This window comes from Kutzneria chonburiensis (genome assembly GCF_028622115.1).
GTDB classification, from domain to species: domain Bacteria; phylum Actinomycetota; class Actinomycetes; order Mycobacteriales; family Pseudonocardiaceae; genus Kutzneria; species Kutzneria chonburiensis.
The window spans coordinates 6,401,438-6,424,935 of sequence record NZ_CP097263.1; the positions used below are offsets into that span (position 1 = coordinate 6,401,438).

At 71.4% G+C, this 23,498-nt stretch carries 25 protein-coding genes; 7 read left to right on the plus strand and 18 right to left on the minus strand.

Features of this window, described 5'->3' with window-relative positions; translation table 11 throughout:
* Positions 1–10: 10 nt before the first annotated feature.
* From M3Q35_RS29060 to M3Q35_RS29085, 6 genes are read right to left on the minus strand one after another with little or no spacing between them, the layout of a single operon-like run.
* Positions 11–925 carry a cation diffusion facilitator family transporter gene (locus M3Q35_RS29060; protein WP_273935743.1) on the minus strand — a complete coding sequence of 305 codons (915 nt, stop codon included), beginning with the start codon at positions 923–925 and terminating at the stop codon, positions 11–13.
* Positions 926–936: 11 nt separating this feature from the next.
* The gene (gene manA / locus M3Q35_RS29065; RefSeq protein WP_273935744.1) at positions 937–2,169 is read right to left on the minus strand and encodes a mannose-6-phosphate isomerase, class I; all 1,233 of its coding nucleotides are present in this window, start codon (positions 2,167–2,169) and stop codon (positions 937–939) included.
* 14 nt (positions 2,170–2,183) lie between these two features.
* On the minus strand, positions 2,184–3,260 hold the full coding sequence (locus M3Q35_RS29070) for an SIS domain-containing protein (protein WP_273935745.1): 1,077 nt from the start codon (positions 3,258–3,260) through the stop codon (positions 2,184–2,186).
* A 1-nt stretch (position 3,261) separates the two neighbouring features.
* Complete coding sequence (locus M3Q35_RS29075) at positions 3,262–3,468, minus strand: Trm112 family protein (RefSeq protein ID WP_273935746.1); 207 nt, start codon at positions 3,466–3,468, stop codon at positions 3,262–3,264.
* 27 nt (positions 3,469–3,495) lie between these two features.
* Positions 3,496–4,845, minus strand: coding sequence for a phosphomannomutase/phosphoglucomutase (locus M3Q35_RS29080; protein ID WP_273935747.1), 1,350 nt, complete (start codon positions 4,843–4,845; stop codon positions 3,496–3,498).
* A gap of 49 nt (positions 4,846–4,894) precedes the next feature.
* Positions 4,895–5,266 (minus strand): DUF3499 domain-containing protein, encoded by a 372-nt coding sequence (locus tag M3Q35_RS29085; RefSeq protein ID WP_273935748.1) that lies wholly within the window; start codon positions 5,264–5,266, stop codon positions 4,895–4,897.
* An 85-nt stretch (positions 5,267–5,351) separates the two neighbouring features.
* Here M3Q35_RS29085 and M3Q35_RS29090 point away from each other — a divergent pair, with 85 nt between their 5' ends.
* Positions 5,352–5,819, plus strand: coding sequence for a metallopeptidase family protein (locus tag M3Q35_RS29090; RefSeq protein WP_184868889.1), 468 nt, complete (start codon positions 5,352–5,354; stop codon positions 5,817–5,819).
* Here the strand turns inward: M3Q35_RS29090 and M3Q35_RS48580 are convergent.
* The 3 genes from M3Q35_RS48580 to M3Q35_RS29100 form a co-directional block, all read right to left on the minus strand.
* Positions 5,816–6,904 (minus strand): hypothetical protein, encoded by a 1,089-nt coding sequence (locus tag M3Q35_RS48580; RefSeq protein ID WP_337960482.1) that lies wholly within the window; start codon positions 6,902–6,904, stop codon positions 5,816–5,818. The genes M3Q35_RS29090 and M3Q35_RS48580 overlap by 4 nt on opposite strands.
* Positions 6,901–9,114 carry a glycosyltransferase family 2 protein gene (locus M3Q35_RS29095; protein WP_337960483.1) on the minus strand — a complete coding sequence of 738 codons (2,214 nt, stop codon included), beginning with the start codon at positions 9,112–9,114 and terminating at the stop codon, positions 6,901–6,903. The genes M3Q35_RS48580 and M3Q35_RS29095 overlap by 4 nt, the downstream gene beginning before the upstream one ends.
* A 78-nt stretch (positions 9,115–9,192) precedes the next feature.
* Positions 9,193–9,444, minus strand: coding sequence for a WhiB family transcriptional regulator (locus tag M3Q35_RS29100; RefSeq protein ID WP_184868888.1), 252 nt, complete (start codon positions 9,442–9,444; stop codon positions 9,193–9,195).
* Between the two features lie 389 nt (positions 9,445–9,833).
* Between M3Q35_RS29100 and M3Q35_RS29105 the strand changes: the two genes are divergently transcribed.
* Positions 9,834–10,538 (plus strand): site-2 protease family protein, encoded by a 705-nt coding sequence (locus tag M3Q35_RS29105; RefSeq protein WP_273935749.1) that lies wholly within the window; start codon positions 9,834–9,836, stop codon positions 10,536–10,538.
* 34 nt (positions 10,539–10,572) lie between these two features.
* Positions 10,573–11,538, plus strand: coding sequence for a 2-phospho-L-lactate transferase (cofD, locus tag M3Q35_RS29110; protein WP_273935750.1), 966 nt, complete (start codon positions 10,573–10,575; stop codon positions 11,536–11,538).
* Positions 11,539–11,576: 38 nt separating this feature from the next.
* Here the strand turns inward: cofD and M3Q35_RS29115 are convergent, their stop codons facing one another.
* Positions 11,577–12,434 carry a heme-binding protein gene (locus tag M3Q35_RS29115; protein ID WP_273935751.1) on the minus strand — a complete coding sequence of 286 codons (858 nt, stop codon included), beginning with the start codon at positions 12,432–12,434 and terminating at the stop codon, positions 11,577–11,579.
* A 2-nt stretch (positions 12,435–12,436) separates the two neighbouring features.
* Positions 12,437–12,919: a hypothetical protein gene (locus tag M3Q35_RS29120; protein WP_273935753.1), complete on the minus strand. Its 483-nt coding sequence runs from the start codon at positions 12,917–12,919 to the stop codon at positions 12,437–12,439.
* 254 nt (positions 12,920–13,173) lie between these two features.
* Between M3Q35_RS29120 and M3Q35_RS29125 the strand changes: the two genes are divergently transcribed.
* Both M3Q35_RS29125 and M3Q35_RS29130 read left to right on the plus strand, forming a co-directional pair.
* Positions 13,174–14,514, plus strand: coding sequence for a coenzyme F420-0:L-glutamate ligase (locus M3Q35_RS29125; protein WP_273935754.1), 1,341 nt, complete (start codon positions 13,174–13,176; stop codon positions 14,512–14,514).
* Positions 14,511–15,050, plus strand: coding sequence for an NUDIX hydrolase (locus tag M3Q35_RS29130; RefSeq protein ID WP_273935755.1), 540 nt, complete (start codon positions 14,511–14,513; stop codon positions 15,048–15,050). Before M3Q35_RS29125 ends, M3Q35_RS29130 begins: the two co-directional genes overlap by 4 nt.
* Here M3Q35_RS29130 and M3Q35_RS29135 read toward each other — a convergent pair.
* From M3Q35_RS29135 to manB, 4 genes are read right to left on the minus strand one after another with little or no spacing between them, the layout of a single operon-like run.
* On the minus strand, positions 15,047–15,928 hold the full coding sequence (locus tag M3Q35_RS29135; protein ID WP_273935756.1) for a DNA-3-methyladenine glycosylase family protein: 882 nt from the start codon (positions 15,926–15,928) through the stop codon (positions 15,047–15,049). The two genes, M3Q35_RS29130 and M3Q35_RS29135, sit on opposite strands and share 4 nt — an antisense overlap.
* A complete protein-coding gene (locus M3Q35_RS29140) occupies positions 15,916–16,512 on the minus strand; it encodes a DUF4276 family protein (RefSeq protein ID WP_273935757.1) in 597 nt (198 codons plus the stop codon). The genes M3Q35_RS29135 and M3Q35_RS29140 overlap by 13 nt, the downstream gene beginning before the upstream one ends.
* A complete protein-coding gene (locus M3Q35_RS29145; protein WP_273935758.1) occupies positions 16,509–17,582 on the minus strand; it encodes an AAA family ATPase in 1,074 nt (357 codons plus the stop codon). The genes M3Q35_RS29140 and M3Q35_RS29145 overlap by 4 nt, the downstream gene beginning before the upstream one ends.
* A gap of 2 nt (positions 17,583–17,584) precedes the next feature.
* Positions 17,585–18,679, minus strand: coding sequence for a mannose-1-phosphate guanylyltransferase (gene manB, locus M3Q35_RS29150; RefSeq protein ID WP_273935759.1), 1,095 nt, complete (start codon positions 18,677–18,679; stop codon positions 17,585–17,587).
* 116 nt (positions 18,680–18,795) lie between these two features.
* Between manB and M3Q35_RS29155 the strand changes: the two genes are divergently transcribed.
* Positions 18,796–19,380, plus strand: a complete 585-nt coding sequence (locus M3Q35_RS29155; protein WP_273935760.1) for a hypothetical protein — start codon at positions 18,796–18,798, stop codon at positions 19,378–19,380.
* On the opposite strand, the gene M3Q35_RS29160 is transcribed toward M3Q35_RS29155, so the two are convergent.
* From M3Q35_RS29160 to M3Q35_RS29170, 3 genes are all read right to left on the minus strand, one after another.
* Entirely contained in the window at positions 19,346–20,239 is an 894-nt protein-coding gene (locus tag M3Q35_RS29160) for a glycosyltransferase family 2 protein (RefSeq protein WP_273935761.1), read from the minus strand. The two genes, M3Q35_RS29155 and M3Q35_RS29160, sit on opposite strands and share 35 nt — an antisense overlap.
* Before the next feature lie 11 nt (positions 20,240–20,250).
* Positions 20,251–21,384, minus strand: coding sequence for a glycosyltransferase family 4 protein (locus M3Q35_RS29165; RefSeq protein WP_273944501.1), 1,134 nt, complete (start codon positions 21,382–21,384; stop codon positions 20,251–20,253).
* A gap of 66 nt (positions 21,385–21,450) precedes the next feature.
* Positions 21,451–22,539, minus strand: coding sequence for a glycosyltransferase family 4 protein (locus tag M3Q35_RS29170; RefSeq protein ID WP_273935763.1), 1,089 nt, complete (start codon positions 22,537–22,539; stop codon positions 21,451–21,453).
* A 30-nt stretch (positions 22,540–22,569) separates the two neighbouring features.
* Here M3Q35_RS29170 and M3Q35_RS29175 point away from each other — a divergent pair, with 30 nt between their 5' ends.
* Positions 22,570–23,475, plus strand: a complete 906-nt coding sequence (locus M3Q35_RS29175) for a glycosyltransferase (protein ID WP_273935764.1) — start codon at positions 22,570–22,572, stop codon at positions 23,473–23,475.
* Positions 23,476–23,498 lie beyond the last annotated feature (23 nt).

Genomic DNA, 23,498 nt, shown 5'->3' on the forward strand with positions numbered 1-23,498 from the left:
GGAACCGACCTTACCGAGCAGTCCTATCGAGATCGGGCTCCAGGTAGATCAGACGGGCCGCCGGGACCGCGGATCGCACCCGAACCTCCGCATCGTCGATGGACCGGGCGACCTCGGCGACGGTCGCGGTGCCGGAGAAGGCGATCTTGGCGGCGACCAGGATCTCCTCCGGACCGAGGTACTGGGTGCGGATGTGGATCACCCGCTCCACGTTGCCGCCCTCCAGCTCCCGCACGATCGTGCGCAGCAGCTCCGGCGAGGCCCCCTCGCCGATCAGCAGGCTCTTCATCTCGATGATCAACACGACGGCGATGAGCCCGAGCAGCGCGCCGATGGCGACGGTGGCGATGCCGTCCCACACCGGGTTGCCGGTCACCAGCGACAGCACCACGCCGGACAGGGCGAACACCAGGCCGAACAGGGCGCCGGTGTCCTCGAGCAGCACGATGGGCAGCTCGGGCACCTTGGCCTGCCGGATGAACTGCCACCAGCTGGCACTGCCGCGCAGCTCCCGCGACTCGGCCATGGCGGTGCGGAAGCTGTAGCCCTCCAGCAGCACCGCGAGCCCCAGAATGATCACCGCCACGAACGGCGCTTCGAGCGGCTCGGGCGCCTCGACCTTGTGGACGCCTTCGTAGATGGCGAACAGGGCGCCGAGCGTGAACAGCAGCAGCGCCACGACGAACGAGTAGAAGTACCGGTCACGGCCGTAGCCGAACGGGTGCTCGGCGTCGGCCTTGCGCTGGGAAGTGCGCTTGCCGAGCAGCAGCAGCCCCTGGTTGGCGGTGTCGGCGACCGAGTGCACGCCCTCGGCGAGCATCGACGACGACCCCGTCACGGCGAATCCGACGAACTTCGCGACCGCGATGCCGGCGTTGGCGCTCAGCGCGGCGACAATGGCTTTGGTACCGCCCCCTGCTGACATGGGACAAAACCCTAGTTGTTGGGCAAATCAACCCCGGCAGTGGCCCGGAACACCGCGGCCGGCGCGCTCGTCGGCACGACCTCGACGGCCGGGTCGGCGGCGGCCAGCCAGGCCGACTCGCCGCGCGTCAGCGGCAGCTCGACGCCGTCGTCACGGCGCAGCGTGACCGCCCCGTCGATGCAGATCAGCACCTGCGGCCCGGCGTGGTCGATCCGGACCGGGCGGCCGGCCGAGTCCCACGCCAACCGGGACAGCTCGAACTCGGCCGCCGGCGTCGGGTAGACGAAGTTGTGCGGGGCGACCTCGTCGCCACGCTGCACCGGCATCTGTCCGTACGAGAAGTCCAGCACCCGCAGCAGTTCCGGCACGTCCACGTGCTTGGGGGTGAGCCCACAGCGCAGCACGTTGTCGGAGTTGGCCAGGATCTCGATGCCGGTCCCGCGCAGGTAGGCGTGCGGGTTGCCGGCCGGCAGGAAGATCGCCTCGCCGGGCTTGAGCACGATCCGGTTGAGCAGCACGGCGGCCAGCACACCGGCGTCGCCCGGGTAGGCCTCGCCCAGCTCGAGCACGGTCCGGCACTCCAGGTCGAACTCGCCGCGGTCCTTGACCTGCCGCACGCACGAGTCCAGCAGCTGCGGCAGCAGCTGGCTCAGGGCCTGCTGGGGCAGCGTGATCCACGTGGTGAACAGCGCGCGCAGGCCGTCGGCGTCGGGCTGGCCGGCCAACAGTTCGGTGTAGTGGGCCAGCCCCGGTGCGTCCAGGCCGCGCAGCAGCCGGACGGTGCGTTCCGGCGAGGCGAAGCCGGCCAGCGCGTGGAACTCGGTCAGCGCGCAGATCAGCTCGGGCTTGGCCGTCGGGTCCGGGTAGTTGCGGTTCTTGGCGTCCCGCGGGATGCCGGCCGCCTCTTCACGGGCGTAGCCAGCGGCGGCCTGCTCGGCCGACGGGTGGGCCTGCAGGCTCAGCGGCTCGTCGGCGGCCAGCACCTTGAGCAGGAACGGCAGCCGACCGCCCCAGCGCGCGGCCAGCGCCGGCCCGAGCTGGCCGTCCGGGTCGGCGGCGAGCACGTCGAGCAGGGAGCGCTCGTCACCGTCGGGCTCGACCAGGTGTGACGGGCCGCCGGGATGCGCCCCCATCCACAGCTCGGCCTCGGGGTGCGGCGCCGGCACGGGCTTGCCGAGCAGCTCGGCGATCGCGGTGCGCGAGCCCCATGCGTAGGGACGCACCGCGTTGTGCAGCAACTCCACTCGTCGTCACTCCCTCACACGGCGGCCGGGGCGAAGTAGCCGGGACCGCCGATGGTGCCGGCCGCGAGCCCCAGGTAGAGGGCGGCCAGCTCGAAACGCAGGGCAAGCACAGCGGCGCAGGTGGCGTCGCCACCGGTGACCTCGTCGAGCCGGATCACGTCGGCGCCGGCGAGGGTCGCCTCGGCCGCGCGGCGGGTCGCCTCGGCGGCGTCGCCACGCGACACGGACAGCAGCAGCACCCGGGGCTGGGTGAGCTGCTCGTCATCGGGGTCGGCGAACAGGTCGCCGCCGGAACTGGACTGCACGGCGGCGCGGTGCAGCGCCGCGCGGCCGATGGCCTGCTGGTAGCCGGCCACGTCGCTGACCACGCCGGCGTGGCTGGCCAGCACGAACGCGGCGTGCCACGCGACGGCGGTGGCGGCCTGGTCCAGGCCCCACAGCAGCGGCGTGCGGTCGGCCACGCGCAGCGCGAGGCTCTTGGCCGGGTTGACGAACGACTCGTGCATCGGGTGGTCGCGCTCGGCCTCGCGGTCGAGCTCGTCGGCCAGCTCGGCGATGTCGGTACGCAGCAGCCCCAGCGCCCCCACGACGACCAGACCCGCGGTCAGCGCCCGCGCGAAGCCGAAGCCGGTCGGCACCGGGATCCGTGGCGGCAGCAGCAGACCGCGACCGGCGGCCGCGGCGGCCACCGGGCCGTCCGGCGGCGCCGTCACGATCACGCGCGCGCCGCGCCGGGTGGCCCGGTCCAGGGACTCGGCCAGCACGACGTCACCCGGGTCGTCGGTGTGCGCGATGACCAGGTCGAGGGCGCCGATCCAGCTCGGCACCGCCTCGGCCAGCACCACCGGCACCGGGCACGCCGTGGTCAGCAGCGCGGCCAGCAGCTGCGACGCGGCCACGCCGATGCCGGGCCGGGTGACCAGCACCAGGGCTCGCGGCCGGTCCTCGGCGAGCCGCTCGACGCCCGCCTCCTCGGCGGACTCGGCCACCGCGCGCACCTGCGCACCGGCCATCGCCGCCGCGCGCAGCAGCCCGGCGGTGTCGGTGTCGGCCAGCCGGGACGGGTCGTCGAGCAGGGTGTCGTCGAGCACGTCAGCCCACCTGGCCGCCCGCCGGCGGCACCGCCTCGTCCAGCAACAGCACCGGGATGCCGTCCTGGACGGGGTAGCCGCGGCCGCACTCGGTGCAGGTCAGCATGTCCGCGTCGGCGTCGTCCGGGGTGCCGGGGCGCAGCGGCGCGTGGTCGGGCGACGGGCAGCGCAGGATCTCCAGCAGCTGCGGGTCGAGCTGGACGGCCATCGGGGTTCCTCCCTAGCGAAGCAAGTCTCAGCGCCGGACGATGGCCAGCACCTCGTCGCGCAGCGCGGCGACCGCGCCCGCGTCGGGTGCCTCCACGTTCAACCGCAGCAGCGGCTCCGTGTTGGAGGCGCGCAGGTTGAACCAGCGGCCGTCGCCGAGGTCGACGGTCATTCCGTCGAGCTCGTCGAAGGTCACGCCGTCCCGGCCGGCGTAGGCGGCGCGCACGGCCTCGGTGGACGCGGCCTGGTCGGCGACGGTGGAGTTGACCTCGCCGGACGCCTCGTAGCGGTTGTACTCGGCGGTCAGCTCGGCCAGCGGATTGTCCTGCTCGCCCAGCGCGGCCAGCACGTGCATGGCGGCCAGCATGCCGGTGTCGGCCCGCCAGAAGTCGCGGAAGTAGTAGTGGGCGGAGTGCTCGCCGCCGAAGATGGCGCCGGTCTCGGCCATGCGCTGCTTGATGAACGAGTGCCCGACGCGGGTGCGCACCGGCTTGCCGCCGTGCTCCTCGACGATCTCCGGCACGCAGCGCGAGGTGATCAGGTTGTGGATGATCGTGCCGCCCGGGTCCTTGGCCAGCTCGCGCACGGCGACCAGGGCGGTCACGGCGCTGGGCGAGACCGGGTTGCCGTCGGCGTCCACCACGAAGCAGCGGTCGGCGTCGCCGTCGAAGGCCAGTCCGGCGTCCGCGCCGACCTCGACGACCTTGCGCTGCAGGTCGACCAGGTTGGCCGGGTCCAGCGGGTTGGCCTCGTGGTTGGGGAAGTTGCCGTCCAGCTCGAAGTACATCGGGACGACCTCGATCGGCAGCCCGGCGAACACCTCGGGGACCGTGTACCCGCCCATGCCGTTGCCGGCGTCGACGGCGATCTTCAGCGGCCGGATGCCGCTCAGGTCGACCAGTTGGCGCAGGTAGGCCGCGTACTCGGCGAGCATGTTGCGCTCGCTCACGCTGCCGTGACGGCCTTCGACCGCCGGCACGCCCTGCTCGGCCCACTCGCGGATCTCGGCCAGGCCGCTGTCCTGCCCGACCGGCGCCGCACCGGCCCGGCACAGCTTGATGCCGTTGTACTTGGCCGGGTTGTGGCTGGCGGTGAACATGGCGCCGGGCAGCTGGAGCTTGCCGGAGGCGAAGTAGAGCATGTCGGTGCTGGCCAGGCCGATGGTCACGACGTCGACGCCCTGGCTGGTCACCCCCTCGGCGAACGCGGCCGACAGCTCCGGCGAGGAGTCGCGCATGTCGTACCCGATGACCACGGACGGTCCGCCGACGAGCTTGGCGAAGGCCGCGCCGAGCTCCCGGGTCACGGCGGCGTCCAGCTGCTCGCCGACCACCCCACGGATGTCGTAGGCCTTGACGATCGCAGACAGGTCGGGCACGCCTTCTCCCCGGTAGCTCGGATGGGTCTGTGCCAGCCTACCGGCGCGTTCAGTCCTCGATCGGGTCGGGCAACACCCGCAGGTGGCCCCGTCGCTGGGCCCCCATCGGGTCGATCCGGGTCGGGTCGACCCGGTCCACCGGTCGGTCGGCCCGGCCGGCCTCCCGCACCGCCTCCGCCAGGGCCGTCAGGTCGTCGACCGACGGCTCGGGAGCGGCGAACTCACCCTCATGCCTGACGACCTCCCAGCCGCGGGGCACCGTGAGCCGCATGGCGTGCTCCTCGCACAGGTCGTAACTGTGCGGTTCGGAGTAGGTGGCCAGGGGTCCGACGACCGCGGTGGAGTCCGCATAGGCGTAGGTGAGCGTGGCGACTGCCGGGTTCGTACACCCGGTTCGCGAGCACCGCCTCACGCTCCGCACGATCGCTGACGATAGCGCTTCCCACTCTTGGCGGCGTGCAGGCACGCGGGTGACACGCCTCCGCGTACGCTGACTGGCCGTGGTGATGGCTCGAGGATCCAGGCGTCGGGGACGCCGCAGTCGCGACCGGCACGGCCGTGGCCTGCGCGGACCGCTCTATCCGGCGACGCTGCCGGCGGCCCGCAGCCGGGCCGAGCGGTTCGACGCGCTCGTGATCGAGGCGTTGGAGCCGATCGAGGCGCGCTGGCGGACCGAGCTGACCCAGCTGGACGTCGCGGTCGACGACGTGCCGGAGGTGCATGTCGGCCCGGACGACGAGCTGAGCTGGGAGGACGGTGTCGTCGACGACGGCAACGTGCCGCTGGCCAGACTGGTGCCGGCCGGGGTGGACCGACGCGGCGTGCCGACCCGGGCACGCATCGTGCTGTACCGCCGGCCGCTGGAGGCACGGGCCAAGGACGGGGCGGATCTCGCCGATCTTGTGCACGATGTGCTGGTCGAGCAGATCGCCAGCTACCTCGGCCTCGATCCGGACGTCATCGACGGCGATTAAGAAGTTCGTGAAACCACGGGTTTGCGACTGGGAATGGCCGTCAGGACCGTGAACAACAGGAACGCGGCCTGCACGAGGAGCAGGAAGCTCCGCAGGGTGCCGGACTGGTCCACGGTCACGTCGGCGGCGGTCGTCGGCACGGGGACGGCGATGAGGTGCCCCCAGGCCCGCACGGTCGCCACCGGACGGCCGTCGACGGTCGCGCGCCAGCCGGGCTCGTCCTCGGCGGCCAGCACCAGCAGCCGGCCGCTCGGGCCGTCCGACACGCGCACGGCGACGTCGGGCGGTAGGGCGTCCACGGGCGCGATGCCGGGCGCCCCGAGCTCGGTGGGCGGCGTGCCGCCGGTGACGGCCTTCTGCGCCTGCTGCGGGGCCAACAGCACCACGTGGCTGTTGGCCAGCTGCACGCGCACCACGGGCCGGCCGTCGGACATCGGCGGCGACGCCGAGGCGAGGTCGCCGACGGCGTCGTGCAGCCGCCCGGCGGCGTCGGCGTCCGGCAGCACGACGTAGCTGACCCCGTCGACCGCGAGCTGCGCGACGGCGGTCTTGGCGGCGTCACGGTCCGTGCCGATCAGGTCCGTGCCGAGCTTGGCCAGCCGCTCGGCCGCCCCCGGCACCGGCACGAGGTCGTCGTCGCCGAAGCCGGCCAGGCCGCCGGCCGACAGCCGGGTGGGACGGCCGTGGTTGGCCAGCTCCAGCACCGTCTCCCCGGTCTTGGCGAGCTCGTTGGCGATGGCCGGCACGAAGCGAGGATCGCCGCCGTCCCGCAGCGGCCCCTGCCGGCCGGCGATCAGGGCGCTGGCGGCCAGGAACCCGACCACCACCACGGCGGCGCTGATCGCCGCGAACCGCAGGTGCGGGATTTCCCACACGACCGGAGCCGGCACGCACGCGCCGAGCACGATCAGCAGCAGACCGGCGCCGAGCACCAGCATCGGCGCGCCGGTCCAGATCTGGTTCTGCCACAGGAACCCCACTACGACCGCGCCGCCGATCGCGACGGTCAGCCCGGGCAGCACGTTCCGGTTGGCCCGCAGCACCGCCGCGCTCACCCCGGCCACCACGACGAAGGCGCCGATCACCGGCAGGGCCCTGGCCCACCCGGATCAAGGGTGACGATCCGGGTCCACGGCTCGGCCGGGTCGGACAGTCGCGCGCCGATGCCGTGCAGCAGAACATCGGGATGCTGCAACACAACCGCCGGCCATGGCAACAGCAAAGCCAAGGGCAGCAACACGATTCCGAACAGCGCCAGCACGCGGCGGTGCCCCGGCACGGCCACGAAGCCGATCAGAATGCCCACCAGCACCAGCAGATGCGTCAGCGGCGAGAAGGCCCCGATCACGGCAAGGCCGATGGACGTGCTGGCCACAGTGGCCACCCAGGTGCCAGGAGCGTTGCCCCGCAACAAGGTTGCCGCGCCGGCGAGCACGAGCGGCAGCAGCAGGTGCACCATCACGACGTCCAGACGGCCTTGCGACACCGCGGTCCCGGCGGCCGGCAGCAGGGCGTACGTGGCGGCGATGAGCGCGCGAATCGGCCTGGCCACACGCATTCGCCGCGTGGCCACGTACGCCGAGACGCCGGCCAGCGGCAGGTCGCCGAACAGCAACACGGCCACGGCGGCCTTGGGACCGCCGAGCACCGCGCCGAGACTTCCCAGTACTGCCAACGCCGCCGGGGCCGGCGCGGCTGTGCCGCCGGACACCGGATGCCACGTCGCGAGGTACGAGGACCAGGTCGCGGCGAGGTCTTGCACGGGCAGCAGCCGGCCGCCGACCAGATCCGTGCCCAGCCGGCCGGCGTTGACGAGTACGCCGAGCACCGACAACGCGACGAACGTCCACAGTGCCGGCGACAGCAGCAGCTGCCGGATCACCGCGCCCCGATCGACCTCGACGATCATGAGATCGGCCAGCGGATTGGGTGCTTCCTCGTCCCGTCGTCGCGGCGACGGCCGTGGCCGCGGACTCGGGCGCAGTCCCGGCGGGGCCTGGGCCGCGACCGGCACGACCACGGCGGCGGGCTGCCGCAGACCGGCGGGGCCACGCCGCGCACCACGCAGCGCGCCGGCCGGCAGGGCCTGTGGTCCGACCGGAAGCTTGGAACTTCCTGTGTCGTCAGGGTTCAGCCACGGCGACGGGGCCGCGTCCGACGCCGGCAGCCGACCCAACTCGGCGTCGGCCTGCACCCGACGCCGAACCAGCACGGCCAGTCCACTACGGAACGTGTTACGCAACCGGGTCAGGCGGCTGGTGAACAACCCGCGCACACTTTTTTGCCCGGCGACCGAAATCCGCCGCCGGTCTGCCCGAGCGGACAGCAGCCGGCCCCGCCCGGACAGCAGGTAGCGGATCGCGCCGATCTCCGCGCGCGCGTCCGAGCCCCGGCGCAGCAGCAGGAAGCCCAGCGCCCGCAACAAGCACAGCAGGACCAGCCGGGGCAGGCCGATCAGGAAGGAGAAAACCCCGCAGTTGACCAGGAAAGTACGCACGCCGTGGGCCCGTGCCACCCCGCGCAGGAATGGCCCGGGCGGCGCGGCCAGCGCGTCCAGGCGGCGTTCGCCGACCGTGGCCGCGCGCGCATGCCGCAGCCGGGCCGTCGGCACGGACAACACGAGGCTACCCGCTTTGTTTGCCCGCCAACCGAAGTCGAGGTCGTCGCCGAGCATGGGCAGCGCCGGGTCGTAGCCGCCGAGCCGGTCCCACAGCTCGCGGCCGATCAGCGAGCCGGCCGAGCTGACGGCCAGGGATTCGGTGCTCTGCTCGAAATACCGGGCCTGCGCGCTCTCCAGCGCGGAGATGCCGGTCTGCCGATGACCGGATGAATCCGTGGACAATCCGGCCGACACCACGATGTTCGGGTCGTTCCAGTCGAGACCCAACGGCCCGAGCACGCCGGCGGCCGGCGACATCTCGGTCGCGGCCAGCAGCGCGGCCAGGCAGTCCGGCTCCGGCGCGCTGTCGTCGTGCAGCAGCCACAGCCAGCGTCCGGGATCGCCCCAGCGCTGCACGGCATGGTCGACGGCGGCCCGCACGGCGTCCCCGAAACCGGTTCCACGCGGCAGGGTGAGCACGCCGTCCAGCACCGGCTTGTCGCCGGATGCCGCTTCCGCCAACAACTTCGGCGTCCGGTCACGGGATCCGGTGTCCACCGCGATCACGTGCCGAGGGCGCGGCATCGAGCGCCGCAGCGCGGACAGCGCCAGCCGCAACCACGGCTCGCCGTCGTGGCACACGAGCACCGCGAGCACCGGTGCCGTGCGCAGGACCGGCTGGGCCTTACCGGGCAACTGGCCACTCCCATCGTCGGTGCGTCGAGCACACCGTACGACTGATCATCGGGCCAGCTGCCCGGTGGGTTGAGCCTGCTAGGCGGGCCTCTTCTTCAACTTCCGGCGTTCCCGTTCGGACAGCCCGCCCCAGATGCCGAAGCGCTCGTCATGGGCCAGTGCGTACTCGAGGCACTCCGAGCGCACCTCGCAGCCCTGACAGATCCGCTTGGCCTCCCGGGTGGAACCGCCCTTCTCCGGGAAGAACGCCTCGGGGTCGGTCTGCGCGCACAGGGCGCGCTCCTGCCACTCCTGCTCTTCGTCGTCACCGTCGAACACCCCGTCCAGCACCGTGAAATCCCTCTCACCGGATTCCAGCAGGCCGAACTCGCGCGCGGGCGCGCCGATGCCGACGATCTCGGCCGCTTCCACGACGCGGCCTCCTTCTATTTCCATGTCCGTCCGCCTCCTCGCCTTCCGCACTCCCCGGTTGGCGGACACCACCCACCGCCCCCTCGACGGTGAATGACACCAATGTGATTACACCCGTGTCGTTGCAAGGGGTCAAGCGAAGTACTTACGTCGGGGGACACCGTCACGCAGGGCGAACAGGCGCTGCCACCTGGTCATACCGGACGTGGTCACCCACCGCCACCGGGCACACTGGTGGATGTGAACCGATCATCGGTGCGACCGAGCCCCTCTTCCTCGGCCTGCTGGGCGTCACAGTCATCGGTGCGGTGCTGTGCGCGCTGCCGGCGGCCGACCCCTACGTCGGCAACCGCTGGCTGCTCACCGCGGGCGTCGTGCTCTTCGTCGTCGGCGGCTGGGTCGTTTCCCTGTGCCTGCACGAGTTCGGCCACGCCCTGGTGGCCTTCCGCGGCGGCGACCACGAGGTCGCGGTGCGTGGCTACCTGACCCTGGACCCGCGCCGCTACACCGACCCGGTGTTGAGCATCGTGCTGCCCTTGGTGTTCCTGCTCATCGGAGGTATTCCCCTTCCGGGCGGCGCCGTGCTCATCAATCACTGGGCGTTGCGATCGAAACCTGTCGAATCTCTGGTCTCGCTGGCCGGCCCGCTGTTCAACCTGGCGATCGGGCTGGTGCTCAACGTCGTCGTGCTGTTCGCCCCGCTGCCCGAGGGCCTGCAGATGGCCTTCGCCTACCTGGCGTTCCTGCAGGTGCTCACCTTCCTGCTGAACATCCTGCCGGTGCCGGGATTCGACGGCTTCGGCGTGATCGCGCCGTGGCTGTCGCGCGAGGCGCAGGCGGTCGCGGTGCGGGTGCGGCCGTGGGCCCCGCTGGTGCTGTTCGTGTTGCTGTTCGCCGTGCCGGCGGTCAGCAGTGTGTTCTTCACCATCGGCCGCGGGCTGTTCGACGTGCTCGGCGGCGACATCGGCCACGCCGGTGACGGCAGCTACCTGTTCCGGTTCTGGACCCGCTGAGAATTCACCCGCAAGCGTGAAAGGATTGCGCCCTGTGAAGGTCGTGGTATTGGTCGGCGGCGTCGGCGGAGCGCGGTTCCTGACCGGCGTGAAGGCGGCGCTGCCCGAAGGGGCAGAAATCACCGCGTTGGTGAACACCGGCGACGACGTGTGGCTGCACGGCCTGCGTATCTGCCCGGACCTGGACACCTGCATGTACACCCTGGGCGGCGGTATCGACACCGAGCGCGGGTGGGGGCTGTCCGGCGAGACCTGGCGGGTCAAGGAGGAACTGGCCGCCTACGGCGCCGAGGCGCCGTGGTTCGGGCTGGGCGACCGCGACATCGCCACCCACCTGGTACGGACCCGCATGCTGCGCGCGGGATATCCGCTGTCCGCGGTCACGGAGGCGCTGTGCGCCCGCTGGCAGCCCGGCGTGCGGCTGCTGCCGATGACCGACGACCAGGTGGAGACGCACGTCGTGGTGGACGTGCCGGGCTCGGAGGACGAGCGGCGCGCGATCCACTTCCAGGAGTGGTGGATCCGGTACCACGCCGAGCTGCCGGCGCACTCGATCGTGCCGATCGGCGCCGACGAGGCCAAGCCCGCGCCCGGCGTGCTGGACGCGATCGCCGGCGCGGACGCGGTGTTGTTCGCGCCGTCCAATCCGGTCGTCAGTGTGGGCACCGTGCTGTCCATCCCGGGCGTGCGTGAGGCCGTGCGTGCGACCTCAGCGGGCGTGGTCGGCATCTCCCCGATCATCGGCAACGCGCCGGTGCGGGGCATGGCGGATGCCTGCCTGACCGCGATCGGCGTCGAGACCAGCGCCGAGGCCGTCGGCCGGCACTACGGCTCGCGCAAGGCCGACGGCGTGCTGGACGGCTGGCTGATCGCGCCCGAGGACAAGGCGGTCGTGGACGGCGTCGCGGTGCGCAACGTGCCGCTGCTGATGTCCGATGTGGACGCCACCGCGGCCATGGTCCGCGCGGCGCTGGACCTGGCCGGGGTGTCGCTCGCTTGATGGGGTGTGCGCGGCGGCCTTGGGCCGCCGCGCACTGTCTACTGCTTCACCAGCGTGGCCACCTGGATGTGCGGCCAGTTGATGCCCAGGAAGTCCAGCGTGACCTGCTGGGTGTACTGGAGCTGCATGAAGGTGCTGCCGTCGTCGTTCTGCACCTTCTCGATCCAGAAGATCGCGCTCAACGCCGTCGCGTTGGCGTTCTTGACGACGAACGGGATGTTCTGGATGCCGCCGGTGGTGCCGCCGACGTCCGTGGTGGTGCTGATGATCAGCACCGTGGTCTCGACGATCTTCTGCTGGCTGATCGCCTCGGTCAGCACCACGTTGGGGTCGGCGATCGCGCCGGCCGGGATGCCGGGCGGCAGCGGCGTGGTGGTGAACGGGTCCAGGTAGGCCCCGGTCAGCTTCTGCCCCACGTTGGGGCCGGTGGAGAAGGTCGGCGTGGAGTCGGCCGGCGCGATCACCGGCGGCCCGTCGACGACCAGCGAGGAGCCCTGGGCCAGCAGCGCGTCGCCGTGCGGAATGGTCGCCATCCGGACCACGCTGGCCGGCGCGACCGGATCCGTGGTCGCCGGCACGTTCAGCCACATGCCCGGTTCCAGGTGCAGCGCCCCGCTGGTGACGCCATCGCTGATCTGCTGGAGATAGTGCACGCCGAGGAAGAAGATGTCGTCCTGACCGCTGCCCCGGTTCGGAATCGGCGCCCCGATCGGCGTGAACGACAGCGTTTCCCGGGTGGTGTTGAGCTCCAGGAAGAACGGCTTGTTGTTGTGCTGGTCCGGCCGTGAGATCAGATTGAATCCGTTGCCGACCCAGGTGCCCGGCAGTTCCAGCAGCGGGCCGAGATCCGGCCCGGCATCGGCAACCGGCGCGCTGGCCCGAAATACTGTTTCCATTGTCACAACCCCCGTGCGTTGTTGCGTACCCGCGCCATGACAACCAGGCAGGCGGCGAGCAGAATGATGTCCTTCAGCACGTACTGGCCGGCCAGCGTCGGCGCGTGGTCCGGCCCGCTGAACAATTCCGCCGGGAACAGGACCAGCGGAGACAGGATCGCGACCGCCCACAGCGTGAGCGGATACACGACGTAGCGCAGTCCCCTGCCGGTGATCAGCGACAGTCCGAGCAGGCTCTCGACCGTCGCGAACACCGGCAGCGCCACCTGGTCCGGCACCAGTCCCAGCGACAGGATCCGGTTGACGTGCAGCACCAGGTCCTGGGCCGGGCTCACGCCGGAGAAGTACTTGAGAAAACCGAATCCGAAAATCACCAGACCCAGCGTGACGCGAAGCAGCGGAAAGCTGTATCGCGCCAGCAAGGCGTCCACCCTCTCACGACGATCCGGCGGCGCCGGTTTCGTCGCGCTGTGCAATGCCCCCATTGCATCCCCCTTGTCCCCCGACACCTACAAGACGGCCGAGGATGCCTCGGAGATGCCTGTCGGGACGCTTTTCACACTTTCGGATTAGTTGACGGCAAGGCCTGTATCTGACGCGTACAATGCTTTCGAAGCGTTCCGAATATTCCCGCCGCCCTTGTGGGCTGTGCCGCAGGGGTGCGGGGCCGGGGGCGTGGCAGGATACGGCTCGTGAGCATCGCTGGCGCTTTAGACGATCACCGAGCCGGGAGCCGACGTTGACCGACCACGCCAAGGGTTCCGTCGAGCTGCTGCCGGTGCCCGGGCTGCCCGAGTTCCGCCCCGGCGACGACCTGACCGCCGCGATCGCCGCCGCCGCGCCGTGGCTGCGCGACGGCGACGTGCTCGTCGTGACGAGCAAGATCGTGTCCAAAGTGGAGGGTCAGCTGGTTGCCGCGCCGGACGACCCGGACGAGCGCGAGGCCCGGCGGCGCGAGCTGGTGGTGTCCGAGTCGGTGCGGGTGCTGGCCCGCGTGAAGAACACGTTGATCACTCAGAATCGGCTGGGCATCGTGCAGGCCGCGTCGGGCGTGGACAACTCCAACGTGTCGCAGGCCGAGATCGCCCTGCTGCCGCTGGACCCCGACGCCTCGGCCCGCAAGCTGCGGTCGGAGCTGCGCGCGCGACTGGGCGTCGACGTGGCCGTGGTGATCACCGACACCATGGGCCGGGCCTGGCGGGTGGGGCAGACCGACGCCGCCATCGGCGCGGCCGGGCTGCCGGTGATCCGCAGCTACGCCGGCGAGGTCGACAACCAGGGCAACGAACTCGTGGTGACCGAGGTCGCGCTGGCCGACGAGATCGCCGCCGCGGGAGACCTGGTCAAGGGCAAGCTCGGCGCGACGCCGGTCGCCGTCGTGCGCGGCTTGTCGTTGGTGGACAACGGATCCAGCGCGCGTGACCTGAACCGTCCGGTCGAGGAGGACCTGTTTCGCCTTGGCACCAACGAGGCCATTGCCCAGGGGCGTCAGGAAGCCGTGCTGCGGCGGCGATCCGTGCGTAGCTTCTCCGGCGAGCCCGTGGACGAGGACGTGCTGCGGCGGGCCATCGGCGTCGGCCTGACCGCGCCGGCGCCGCATCACACGCATCCCGTGCGGTTCGTGTGGGTGCGGGACCGGGCCCGGCGGACCAAGCTGCTGGAGGCCATGCGGGACCAGTGGCGCGCCGATCTCCGTGACGACGGCTGGGACGAGGCCCGGATCGAGCGCCGTGTCGCTCGTGGCGATCTGCTGTGGGGCGCGACCGAGCTGGTGCTGCCGTTCATGGTCATGGACGGCGCTCACGACTACCCCGACGTCAAGCGCCAGGGTGCCGAGCGCACCATGTTCACCGTGGCCGGTGGTGCTGCCGTGCAAGGTCTTCTGGTCGCGTTGGCGGCCGAGGACCTGGCTTCGTGCTGGGTTTCGTCGACCATCTTCTGCCCCGATATCGTGCGGGCCGTGCTGGACCTGCCGGCCGACTGGTCGCCGCTGGGTGCGGTGGCCGTCGGACACCCGGCCGACGGCGTCGCCGGGCCTCGGCCGCCGGCGCCGACCGAATTGGGATTGGTGGAGCTGTGAGTTTGCATGCCGACGCCGTGTCGACGTTGACCGGCTGGAAGCCCGAGTCCGAGCCGCAGGAGGCGCTGCGGCAGGCGTTCCTGGGCTTCCTGGCCGCTCGGGAGGACGCCTGCCAGCGGTCGTGCGAGCCCGGGCACGTCACCGCCTCCGCGCTGGTGCTCGATGCCACCGCCGAGAACGTGCTGCTGACCCTGCACCCCCGGGTCGGGCGGTGGCTTCAGCTCGGCGGCCACTGCGAGCCTTCGGATCTCTCGTTGGTCGACGCCGCCCTTCGCGAGGCCACCGAGGAGTCCGGGATTCGGGGGCTGCGGATCGAGCCCACGCCGCTGCACGTCGACGTGCACGGCATCACCTGCTCGCTGGGCTTGCCCACGCGGCACTTCGACGTCCGGTTCCTCGTGCGGGCCCCGGTCGGCGCCAAGCCCGTGCGCAGCGCCGAGTCCGTCGACCTCCAGTGGTGGCCCGTCGACGCGCTGCCGTCCAACGTCGACACCGTGCCCGAACTCGTGGAGCTGGCACTGTCCCGCTACCGCTAGATGGCCCGGTAGTCCCTCGCCGCGAACCTCGGGGCGAATCGCGGTTTCCGGAACCCTGACGCCTCGATGTAGCGGACCGCGCGCTGGCGGTGCGGCCGGTAGGGCTCGAGCACCTCGAGCATGCCGTCATCGTCCAGCGCGTGGCCGACCAGGGCCCAGCCCACCACGCTCGGGATGTGGAAGTCGCCCACGCTGACCTCGTCCGGGTCGCCCCAGGCCCGTTGGGCCACCTCCGCCGTCGTCCAGACCCCGATGCCCGGGATCAGCCGCAGCTTCTCCTTGCTCGTCAGGGCATGCGCGGCCGCCGCCGCGTTCAGCAGCGTACGGCGGCGTTGGCCGTCCACGCCCGCCTTGTGCCACTCCCAGTCCTTGACACCCAGGATCGCCCTCGGCGTCGGCGGCACCCTCATCCCCAGCGGCGCCGGGCCCGGGGCCTTCTCCCCGTGCCGCCGGCACAGATCCCGCCAGGACCGCCGGGCTTCGTGGCCCGTCACCTTCTGCTCCAGGATCGCCGGCACCAGGCTGTCCCACACCCGGTTCGTCTTCCCCAGCCGCAGCCCCGGATTCCGGCGTTGCGTCTCCTTGATCAGCTCGTGGTGCGCCTCGAAACCCTGCGGCTCGTCCTCGGCCCCCAGCAGCTGCGGCACCCCGTCCAGCAGCTCCTCAGCGCCGTCGCCCCAGGCCTGCGCCACCACCTCGCCGTCCTGCCTCGCCAACCGCAGCGACCCCGGCCCCGACGCCGTGTTCCCGGTCAGCCACAGCGCCCCGTCCGGCCCCGCCTGGAACGCCGGATCCCCCGCCCCACGCCGCAACGGCCCGACCACCGCGCTGATGTCCAGCGGGTAGTCGGGCTTCCAGCTCCGGGTCACAGCGTCCACGGCAGCGCTTCCACCTCCAGCAACCGTTGCAGCGCACTCAGCAGCCGCCGGAACGACCGACTTTTCCGCCAAGTCGTCTCCAGGTCGATCAGGCTGGCGAACGCAGGCTGATGCCTGACCTCCCGATACGGCGTCACCATCAGTTGGCTCAATTGCTCCTTCGCCCCGCGCCGCTGCTCCGGGTCGGTGGCGTATATCGCATCGGACTTCACCGCAGCGTGCAGCCGCAATGATGCGACAGATGCGAGGAACCAAGCCTCGAACTCCCGGTTCGCAGCCACGATCTCCACTCCGCATCGGGCGTTGCCAGCAGCGTCCTGGAGTTTGGCGTTCAGCTCGACCGGGCAGTCGTCGTCAGCGTCGAACAGGACAAGAACCCCGCCGGCACCAGGAACGTTGCGTGACGCCACGGCAACCGCAGCGCTCAACTTCACCGGATCGGCAAGATCCGTCCGTGGCACTCGGAAGGGTTGAGCCACGCTGTGAGGCCAGCCCAGCTCCCAGCCGATCCGGTCCAGCAGCACTCGAACCGCGGTGGTTTCACCATGGCCTTCGACGACCGGTACCACGATCGGCAGGCTCATTCGTCGCTCTCCGGCTGGAGATAGTTGGTTCGCAACAACGCGCCCGGGCTGTAGAGGGACTCCTTGAGCGCATAGCTACCGGCCTCGTTGAGCCGGCCGATGACCGTCCGGCCGCGAACGGAACGCACAGCAAGGACTTCGGACGCGTCCAGCCCGGGAACGTCAAGCAGGTCCGGGCTGTGCGTGGTCACGAGCACTTGGCGGCGATGGGCGCCGTCCCGCAGCGCGTCCATCAACACAGCCGCTGCGGCCGGATGCAGTCCACTCTCGGGCTCTTCGATGCCGACCGTCTCGGTGCCCTCGAACAGCGCGATGAGCACACCGAGGGCGTGCAACGTGCCATCGGACATCGACAGCGCATCGAATTCCCGAGCCTGACCGTCCTCGGTCTCCTGCTTGAAAAACAGCGCTCGCCACGAACTGATCTGACGAGATTCGACACCAACCATCCCGTCGACGACCAACGTCAGGTACTCCTCGATCAACTGCTTCGTAGCCGGATCATCGGCCGTCAGCCTGGCGATCACGTTCGGCGCGTTGGACGCGTCCCGAAGGAGCCTGTCACCCAGGTCCGGTCGGCTGATGTCCCGCATCTGCTCCGGAATCGGGCTGACGGACCGGAAACCCGAGAGGGCCTCCAGCAGAAGATCAGACGCATCGCGGTCAGCATTCGGCAGCCAGAGCCGACTGTGCAGGTCACTGTCCAGCCGCACGCCTTCCCCGTCGGGAAAGTGCCATGTCTCACTCGCGACCCGATACCCGCCATCGCGCAGAGGCGAAAGGCCGAGGCCGTAGTCCCAGCTGGCGTCACCGGAGCCGACTGTGATCTCGATTTCGAACTCGCGGTCCCCGAAACGACTCACCGACCCGAAGCCACCGCGTTCGCGGAAGGCGTTCTCCAGGTTGGTGGTCAGGGCGTCGGCCACGAATTGCAGGGCGTCGAGGAAGTTGCTCTTGCCGGAGCCGTTGGGGCCGACGAGCAGGGTGAGCGGCCCGAGTTCGACATCACACGACTCGATGCTCTTGTAGTTGCGCAGGCGAACCCGCGTGATGTCGAACCTGGGGGCCATGACTACGCGTCCGTGGAGAAGCGGACGGCGGTGTCGGGGATGTGGATGCCGGGCCAGACGCGGGCGCCGTGCAGGAGCTCGTTGTGCGAGCCGATGACGGCGTCGTCACCGACGACGACGTCACGGAGCACGGTCCGGGAGCCGACCTCAGCGCGGGCGCCGACGAGGGACTGGGTGACGGAGGCGCCGGCGCGGATGACGGAGCCGTCGAAGAGCACGGAGCCGTCGACGACAGCACCGGCCTCGACGACGCAACCGGCGCCGATGGTGGAGCCGCCGGTGATGACGGCGGACGGGTCGACCGTGGCGCCGGGCAACACGATGGCCTCGCCGGGCGAACCGGGAAGGGCGGCTGAGGGGGCGATGCCGCGGACGAGGTCGGCGGAGCCCTGGACGAAGGCGCCGGGCGTGCCGAGGTCGAGCCAGTACGACGTGTCGACGTGGCCCTGGAGGCGGTGCCCGGAGGCCAGCAGACCGGGGAAGGTCTCCCGCTCGACGGAGACCCGGCGACCGGTCGGGATGGTCATCAGAGCCTCGCGCCGGAACACGTAGCAACCGGCGTTGATCTGGTCGGTCGGCGGGTTGTCGGTCTTCTCGAGGAAGGCCGTGACCCGCCCCTCGGCGTCGGTCGGCACGCAACCGAAGGCCCGCGGGTCGGGCACCTTGACCAGGTGCAGGGTGACGTCGGCCTTGTTGTCACGGTGCGTCCCGACCACACCGGCCAGGTCGACCCCGGACAGGATGTCGCCGTTGAAGACCATCACGTCGTCTTCACGCAGCCGGTCGCCGACGTTGCGGATGCCGCCGCCGGTGTCGAGCGGCTCCTCCTCGACGACGTACTCCAGCTCCAGCCCGAGCCGGGAGCCGTCGCCGAAGTACTCGGCGAACACCTCGGCCTTGTAGGAGGTGCCGAGCACGACGTGGGTGATGCCGACGGCCCGGATCCGGGACAGCAGGTGCGTGAGGAACGGCACCCCCGCGGTGGGCAGCATGGGCTTGGGCGCGGAGAGCGTGAGCGGGCGGAGTCTGGTGCCCTTCCCGCCGACGAGCACAACGGCGTCGACCCCACTGAGCTGCTGTCCGACGCTGGACGACATGCCGGGTTTCCTCCTCCACTGACGCGGGTGCGATCGAGGGAATACTCTTGCACGTGGCGGATCGACCGGGCACTGGACCCGGTGGCCGGCACGCCGGATGAGGAAGAGGTCGGGAGATGGACCCCCGCGACCGGGCCGACGCAGCACTGGCCCGAGCCAGCGCCCGAAACCGGTGGGCGGTGACGCCGAACAACGCGACCTCGCCGATGGACGCCAAGCCCACGGTGCAGATCCCCCGAGTGGTGGTGAACGCGAACGACCCGCGCGAGCAGGACCCGGACACCACGGTCGTGCTCCCCGGCTCGGTGGCGGCCGGCCAGGTCCCGGTGCCGCCGCAGCAGGGTCACCAGATCCCCACCACCCAGCAGCTCCCGATGACCCAGCAGTCGCAGCCGCTCCCGCACGTTCAGCAGTCCCAGCCGCTGCCGCATGTCCAGCCCCAGCAGATCCCGGCCAACCAGCAGTCCCAGCCGCTGCCCCACGTCCAGCCCCAGCAGCCGCGCGCCCAGCAGTCGCAGCCGCTGCCGCACGTGCCGCCCAACCAGCAGCAGCACCCGCAGCAGCAGGGTCAGCGGCCGGACTCGGAGCAGCCGACCAAGCAGCTGCCGGGCATCATCCCGACGACCCAGCAGACCCCGGGCCGCCGCATCTCGCTGACCGACCGCCTCAGTGGGGCGCTGCCGGAGACCGACCAGCCCTGAGCTCCAGCTTGAGCCGCAACGCCAACCCGACCCGGATGGCCAGCCGCAGCGGCGCGTGCCACGGCCCGCGGTTGCGCTCGGACAGGTACTTGTACGCGCTGGTGTGGTGCGCGGCCAGCATGCGCTCGGAGGCCCGCGCGGTGGCGTGCCCACCGAGGTGCACGACCTCGGCCGACGGCACGTACACGTTGAGCCAGCCGGCGCGGCCGAGCCGGTCGCCGAGGTCGACGTCCTCGAAGTACATGAAGTAGCTGGAGTCGAAACCGTCGACGGAGTCGAACGCGGCGCGGCGCAGCAGCAGGCACGAGCCGGACAGCCAACCGGCCGGGCGCTCGACGACCGAGGTGTCCTGCTGCCGGTACTCCCGCGTCCACGGATTGCCGGGCCACAGCTTGCCGAACACGGCGTGTCCGAGGCCCTTGCCCAGCGACGGCAGCAGCCGCGCGGACGGGTAGACGGCGCCGTCGGGCTCGCGGATCAGCGGCCCGAACGAGCCCCCGCGCGGCCACCGCTCGGCGGCGTCGATGAGGGTGTCGATGGAGCCGGCGCCCCACTCGATGTCCGGGTTGACGACGGCGACCCAGCCGACGTCGTCGGGCAGCTCGGCCACGCCCCGGTTGGCGGCGCCGCCGTAGCCGAGGTTGCCGCCGGTGCGCACCAGGCGGACCTCGTCCCGCTCGGCGGCGGCCTTCTCGGGCGCGCCGTCGGTGGAGCCGTTGTCCGCGAGGATCACGGTGACCGTGCGCGCGGTGGCTTTGCCCAGCGTGTCGAGGAACCGGTCGAGCACCTCACCGGGCGAATAGGTGATGGTCACGACGGCGAGTTCGTCGCCGTAGGTCTTCGGCTCGGGCTGCGTCACGCCGGATGAGACTAGTGCCGGGCGCGGCGGGCCAGGACAGCCGCCCGCCCATAGGCCTCACGGTGCAGCGCGGCCGACGCCGCCCAGGAGAACTCCTTGGCCCGCAACTGCGCGGCGGCGGCCAGCGCGGACCGCCGCGCGGGGTCGTCGAGCAGCTCGGTCAGTCCCGCGGCGATGTCGCCCGCGCCGACGCCGCAGTACGCCACGGTGTCGCCGCCGACTTCCGGCAGACTGAGCCGCCGTGTCGTGAGCACGCACGCGCCGCTGGCCATGGCCTCCAGCACGGGCAGCCCAAAACCTTCACCAAGGCTGGGATAGGCCACGAGCGTGGCGCCGCCGAGGAATCCCGACAACTGCTCGAACGGCAGGTAGCCGGCACGGATCACGCGGATCCGGTGCGGCACGGCGTCCAGGGCGCTCTCCACCTGCGTGTCCCAGCCGGGCTGCCCGGCCAGCACGAGCGCGGGCGGATCGGTGCGGCCCTGGCAGGCCCGGGCGAAGCCGCGGATGAGCGCGGGCAGGTTCTTGCGCGGTTCGAGCGCGCCGAGGAACGCCACGTACGGCATGTCCTGGAGGTTGAGCGCCTTGCGCACGGCCGCGATCTCGTCCGGCGACGGCGGGTGGAAGCGTTCGCCTTCCACGCCGTGGTGCGCGACCTGCAACAGGCGGCGGTCAGCGTTGGCCACGCGCGTGAGCTCGTTGGCCGTGGCGCGGCTGGGCACGACGCACACGGTCGCGCGGGCCAGCGACGCACGCGTCCACGCGCGGAAGAAGCGCGCCTTCACCGAGGAGTGCAGCGACGGGTCGGTGAAGAAGGTGGCGTCGTGCAGCGTGACGACGGAGCCGACCGGGTTGGCCATCGGCATCGTGTAGTGCGGCGAGTGGATGACGTCGGTACCGAGCGCCCGCGCCAACCGCGGCAGGCCGCTCTGCTCCCACACCAGGCGCGCGGTGCGCGCGGCGACGGACTCCGGCGCGGGCACGATCCGCGCGCCCGGCGCGAGCTGCCCGTACAGCGCGGCGTCACGCGGCTGGCAGACCACGCTGAGCCGGGTCCCGTCGGCGTCCAGCGCGGCCGCCAGCGAGTCGACGTACCGTCCGACGCCGCCACGGTCGGCGGGCACGGCAGTCGCGTCGATCAACACGCTGGGGTCGAGATGGTGCACCGGAGCAGGGTACGGCGGCCTCGATGATCATTGCCGACGAATGGACTAACCCAGCGTGCCCAGTCCCAGATGCACGTTCCAGACCGTCTCGGCGGCCCTGCGCCAGCTGAAATCCGCGGCCCGGGTCAGGCCGCGGGTGATCGCCGCCCGGGCCGCCGCCGGGTCGTCGACTACCGTGCGCAACGCCGCGACCAGCGACTTCGGGTCGCCACGGCGTGCGACGAAGCCGGCACCGTCGGCCACCTCGACCAGCGCCGGGGCGTCCGAGTGGACCACCGGCACCCCCACCGCCATGGCCTCCAGCAGGGGCATGCCGAACCCCTCGGCCAGGCTCGGCACGGCCAGCACGCTGGCCCGACGCAGCACCACGCCCAGCTCCGCATCGGGCAACGGACCCAGCGATCTCACCCGTTCGGAGGAAACGTCGACGTCGCCCCAGCCGGTCGCGCCGACCAGCAGCACCGGCAAGTCGGGAGCTTCGGGCAACGTCATGGCGTCGATAAGGACATCGATGCCCTTGCGCGGCTCAAGGGTGCCGACCGCGAGCACATACCGCGGCGGCAATGCGAGCCGTCGCGCGACGGCATCGGCGTCCGCCGACTCGACCGCGAGCGCGTCAGGGACGCCGTGCCCGATCACATGCACGTTCGCCGAACCGGCGGCGTGCACGGCGAGCTCCTTGGCCACGGCCTCGGTGGGCACGACGATCGCACCGGCCTTGCGCGTGAGCCGCGACACCATCGTGCGGTGCCACTGCGCGCCGTGCGGCGTGAGCGTCTCGGGGTGCGTCCACGGCACGGCGTCGTGGACCGTGGCGACGAGTGTGCGCCCGCGCTTGACGACTGTCGGCGACAGCAGCGTCGGCGCGTGCACGGCGTCGCCGCCGGGCCACAGCGGCACACCGCGCTGCCACAAGCGGGCCAGTACCGGGCGTGGCACCGGCAACATGCGCGGCCCGTCGACTCCCTCAACGCGTGCCGCTGACGGATCCGCGCAGCGCGCCACGACACCGGTGACGGTCCAGCCATCGGGGGCCGTCACGGCCAGCGCGGCGGCGAGTTCCCTGGTGTAGCGGCCGGTGCCACCGGGCACGGGCGCGAGCAGCTGATCGGTCAGCACCACGAGTTCGGGCACGCCCAAGGGTGACATGTACCGTCAGCGCCCGTGCCTGAAGCCCGTTCGACCGTCGTGGTGGTGACCTGGCGCGGCCGAGCGCATATCCGCGAGTGCCTGGACGCCCTGGCTGCGCAGGATCGTGCGGCAAACGTGCTGGTCGTGGACAACGCCTCCGACGACGGCACGGCTGAGCTGCTCTCGGGTCAGAACGTTTTGCGGTTGCCGCGCAATCGTGGTTATGCCGGTGCGTTGGCGGCGGCGTTGCCGCGCATCGAGACGGAGTTCGTGGCCTGGCTCAACGACGACGCCGTGCCGGTGCCGTCGTGGATCGCCACGCTGGAAGACGCGTTGGACCGCCACGGCGATGCCGCGGCGGTCACGTCGTCGTTGGAGCTGCCGGACGGTTCCGTGCAGTCGGTCGGTGTGCGACTCACGGCCGATGGCCATGGCGCCGACACCGCGTTGGCCGGGCGCGAAGTGTTCGGGTTCTGCGGCGGCGCCGCGCTGATGCGCACGGCCGCGCTGCGGTCCGTCGGCGGCGTGCCGGCCGGATTCTTCTGCTACTACGAGGACACCGACACGTCCTGGCGGTTGCGGCTGCGGGGCTGGCGAGTGATCTCCGTGCCGGCCCGGGTCGTGCACCGGCACGGGGCCAGCAGCCGCCTCGGGTCGTCGAAGTTCCACCACTGGAACGAGCGCAATCGCCTGCTGATGCTCGTGCGCTGCGCCCCGCTCCTGGTGGCGCTCGAGCAGCTCGCCCGTTTCGTCGCCGTCACAGCCGTGCTGCCGTTCCGCCCGCCGGACAACGCGAAGAACTTCCGGGTTTCGCTGCGTCTGGGCGTGCTGGCGGACGTGGTCTGGCGACTGCCCTCAGCACTCGTGTTCAGAGCCCGGACAGCGGCGACGGCTCGGGTGAGCCGTCGCGAGTTGTGGCGCATCTGGGCCGGTCGCTGAGCCTGTTTCAAGTTTTGGCTCAC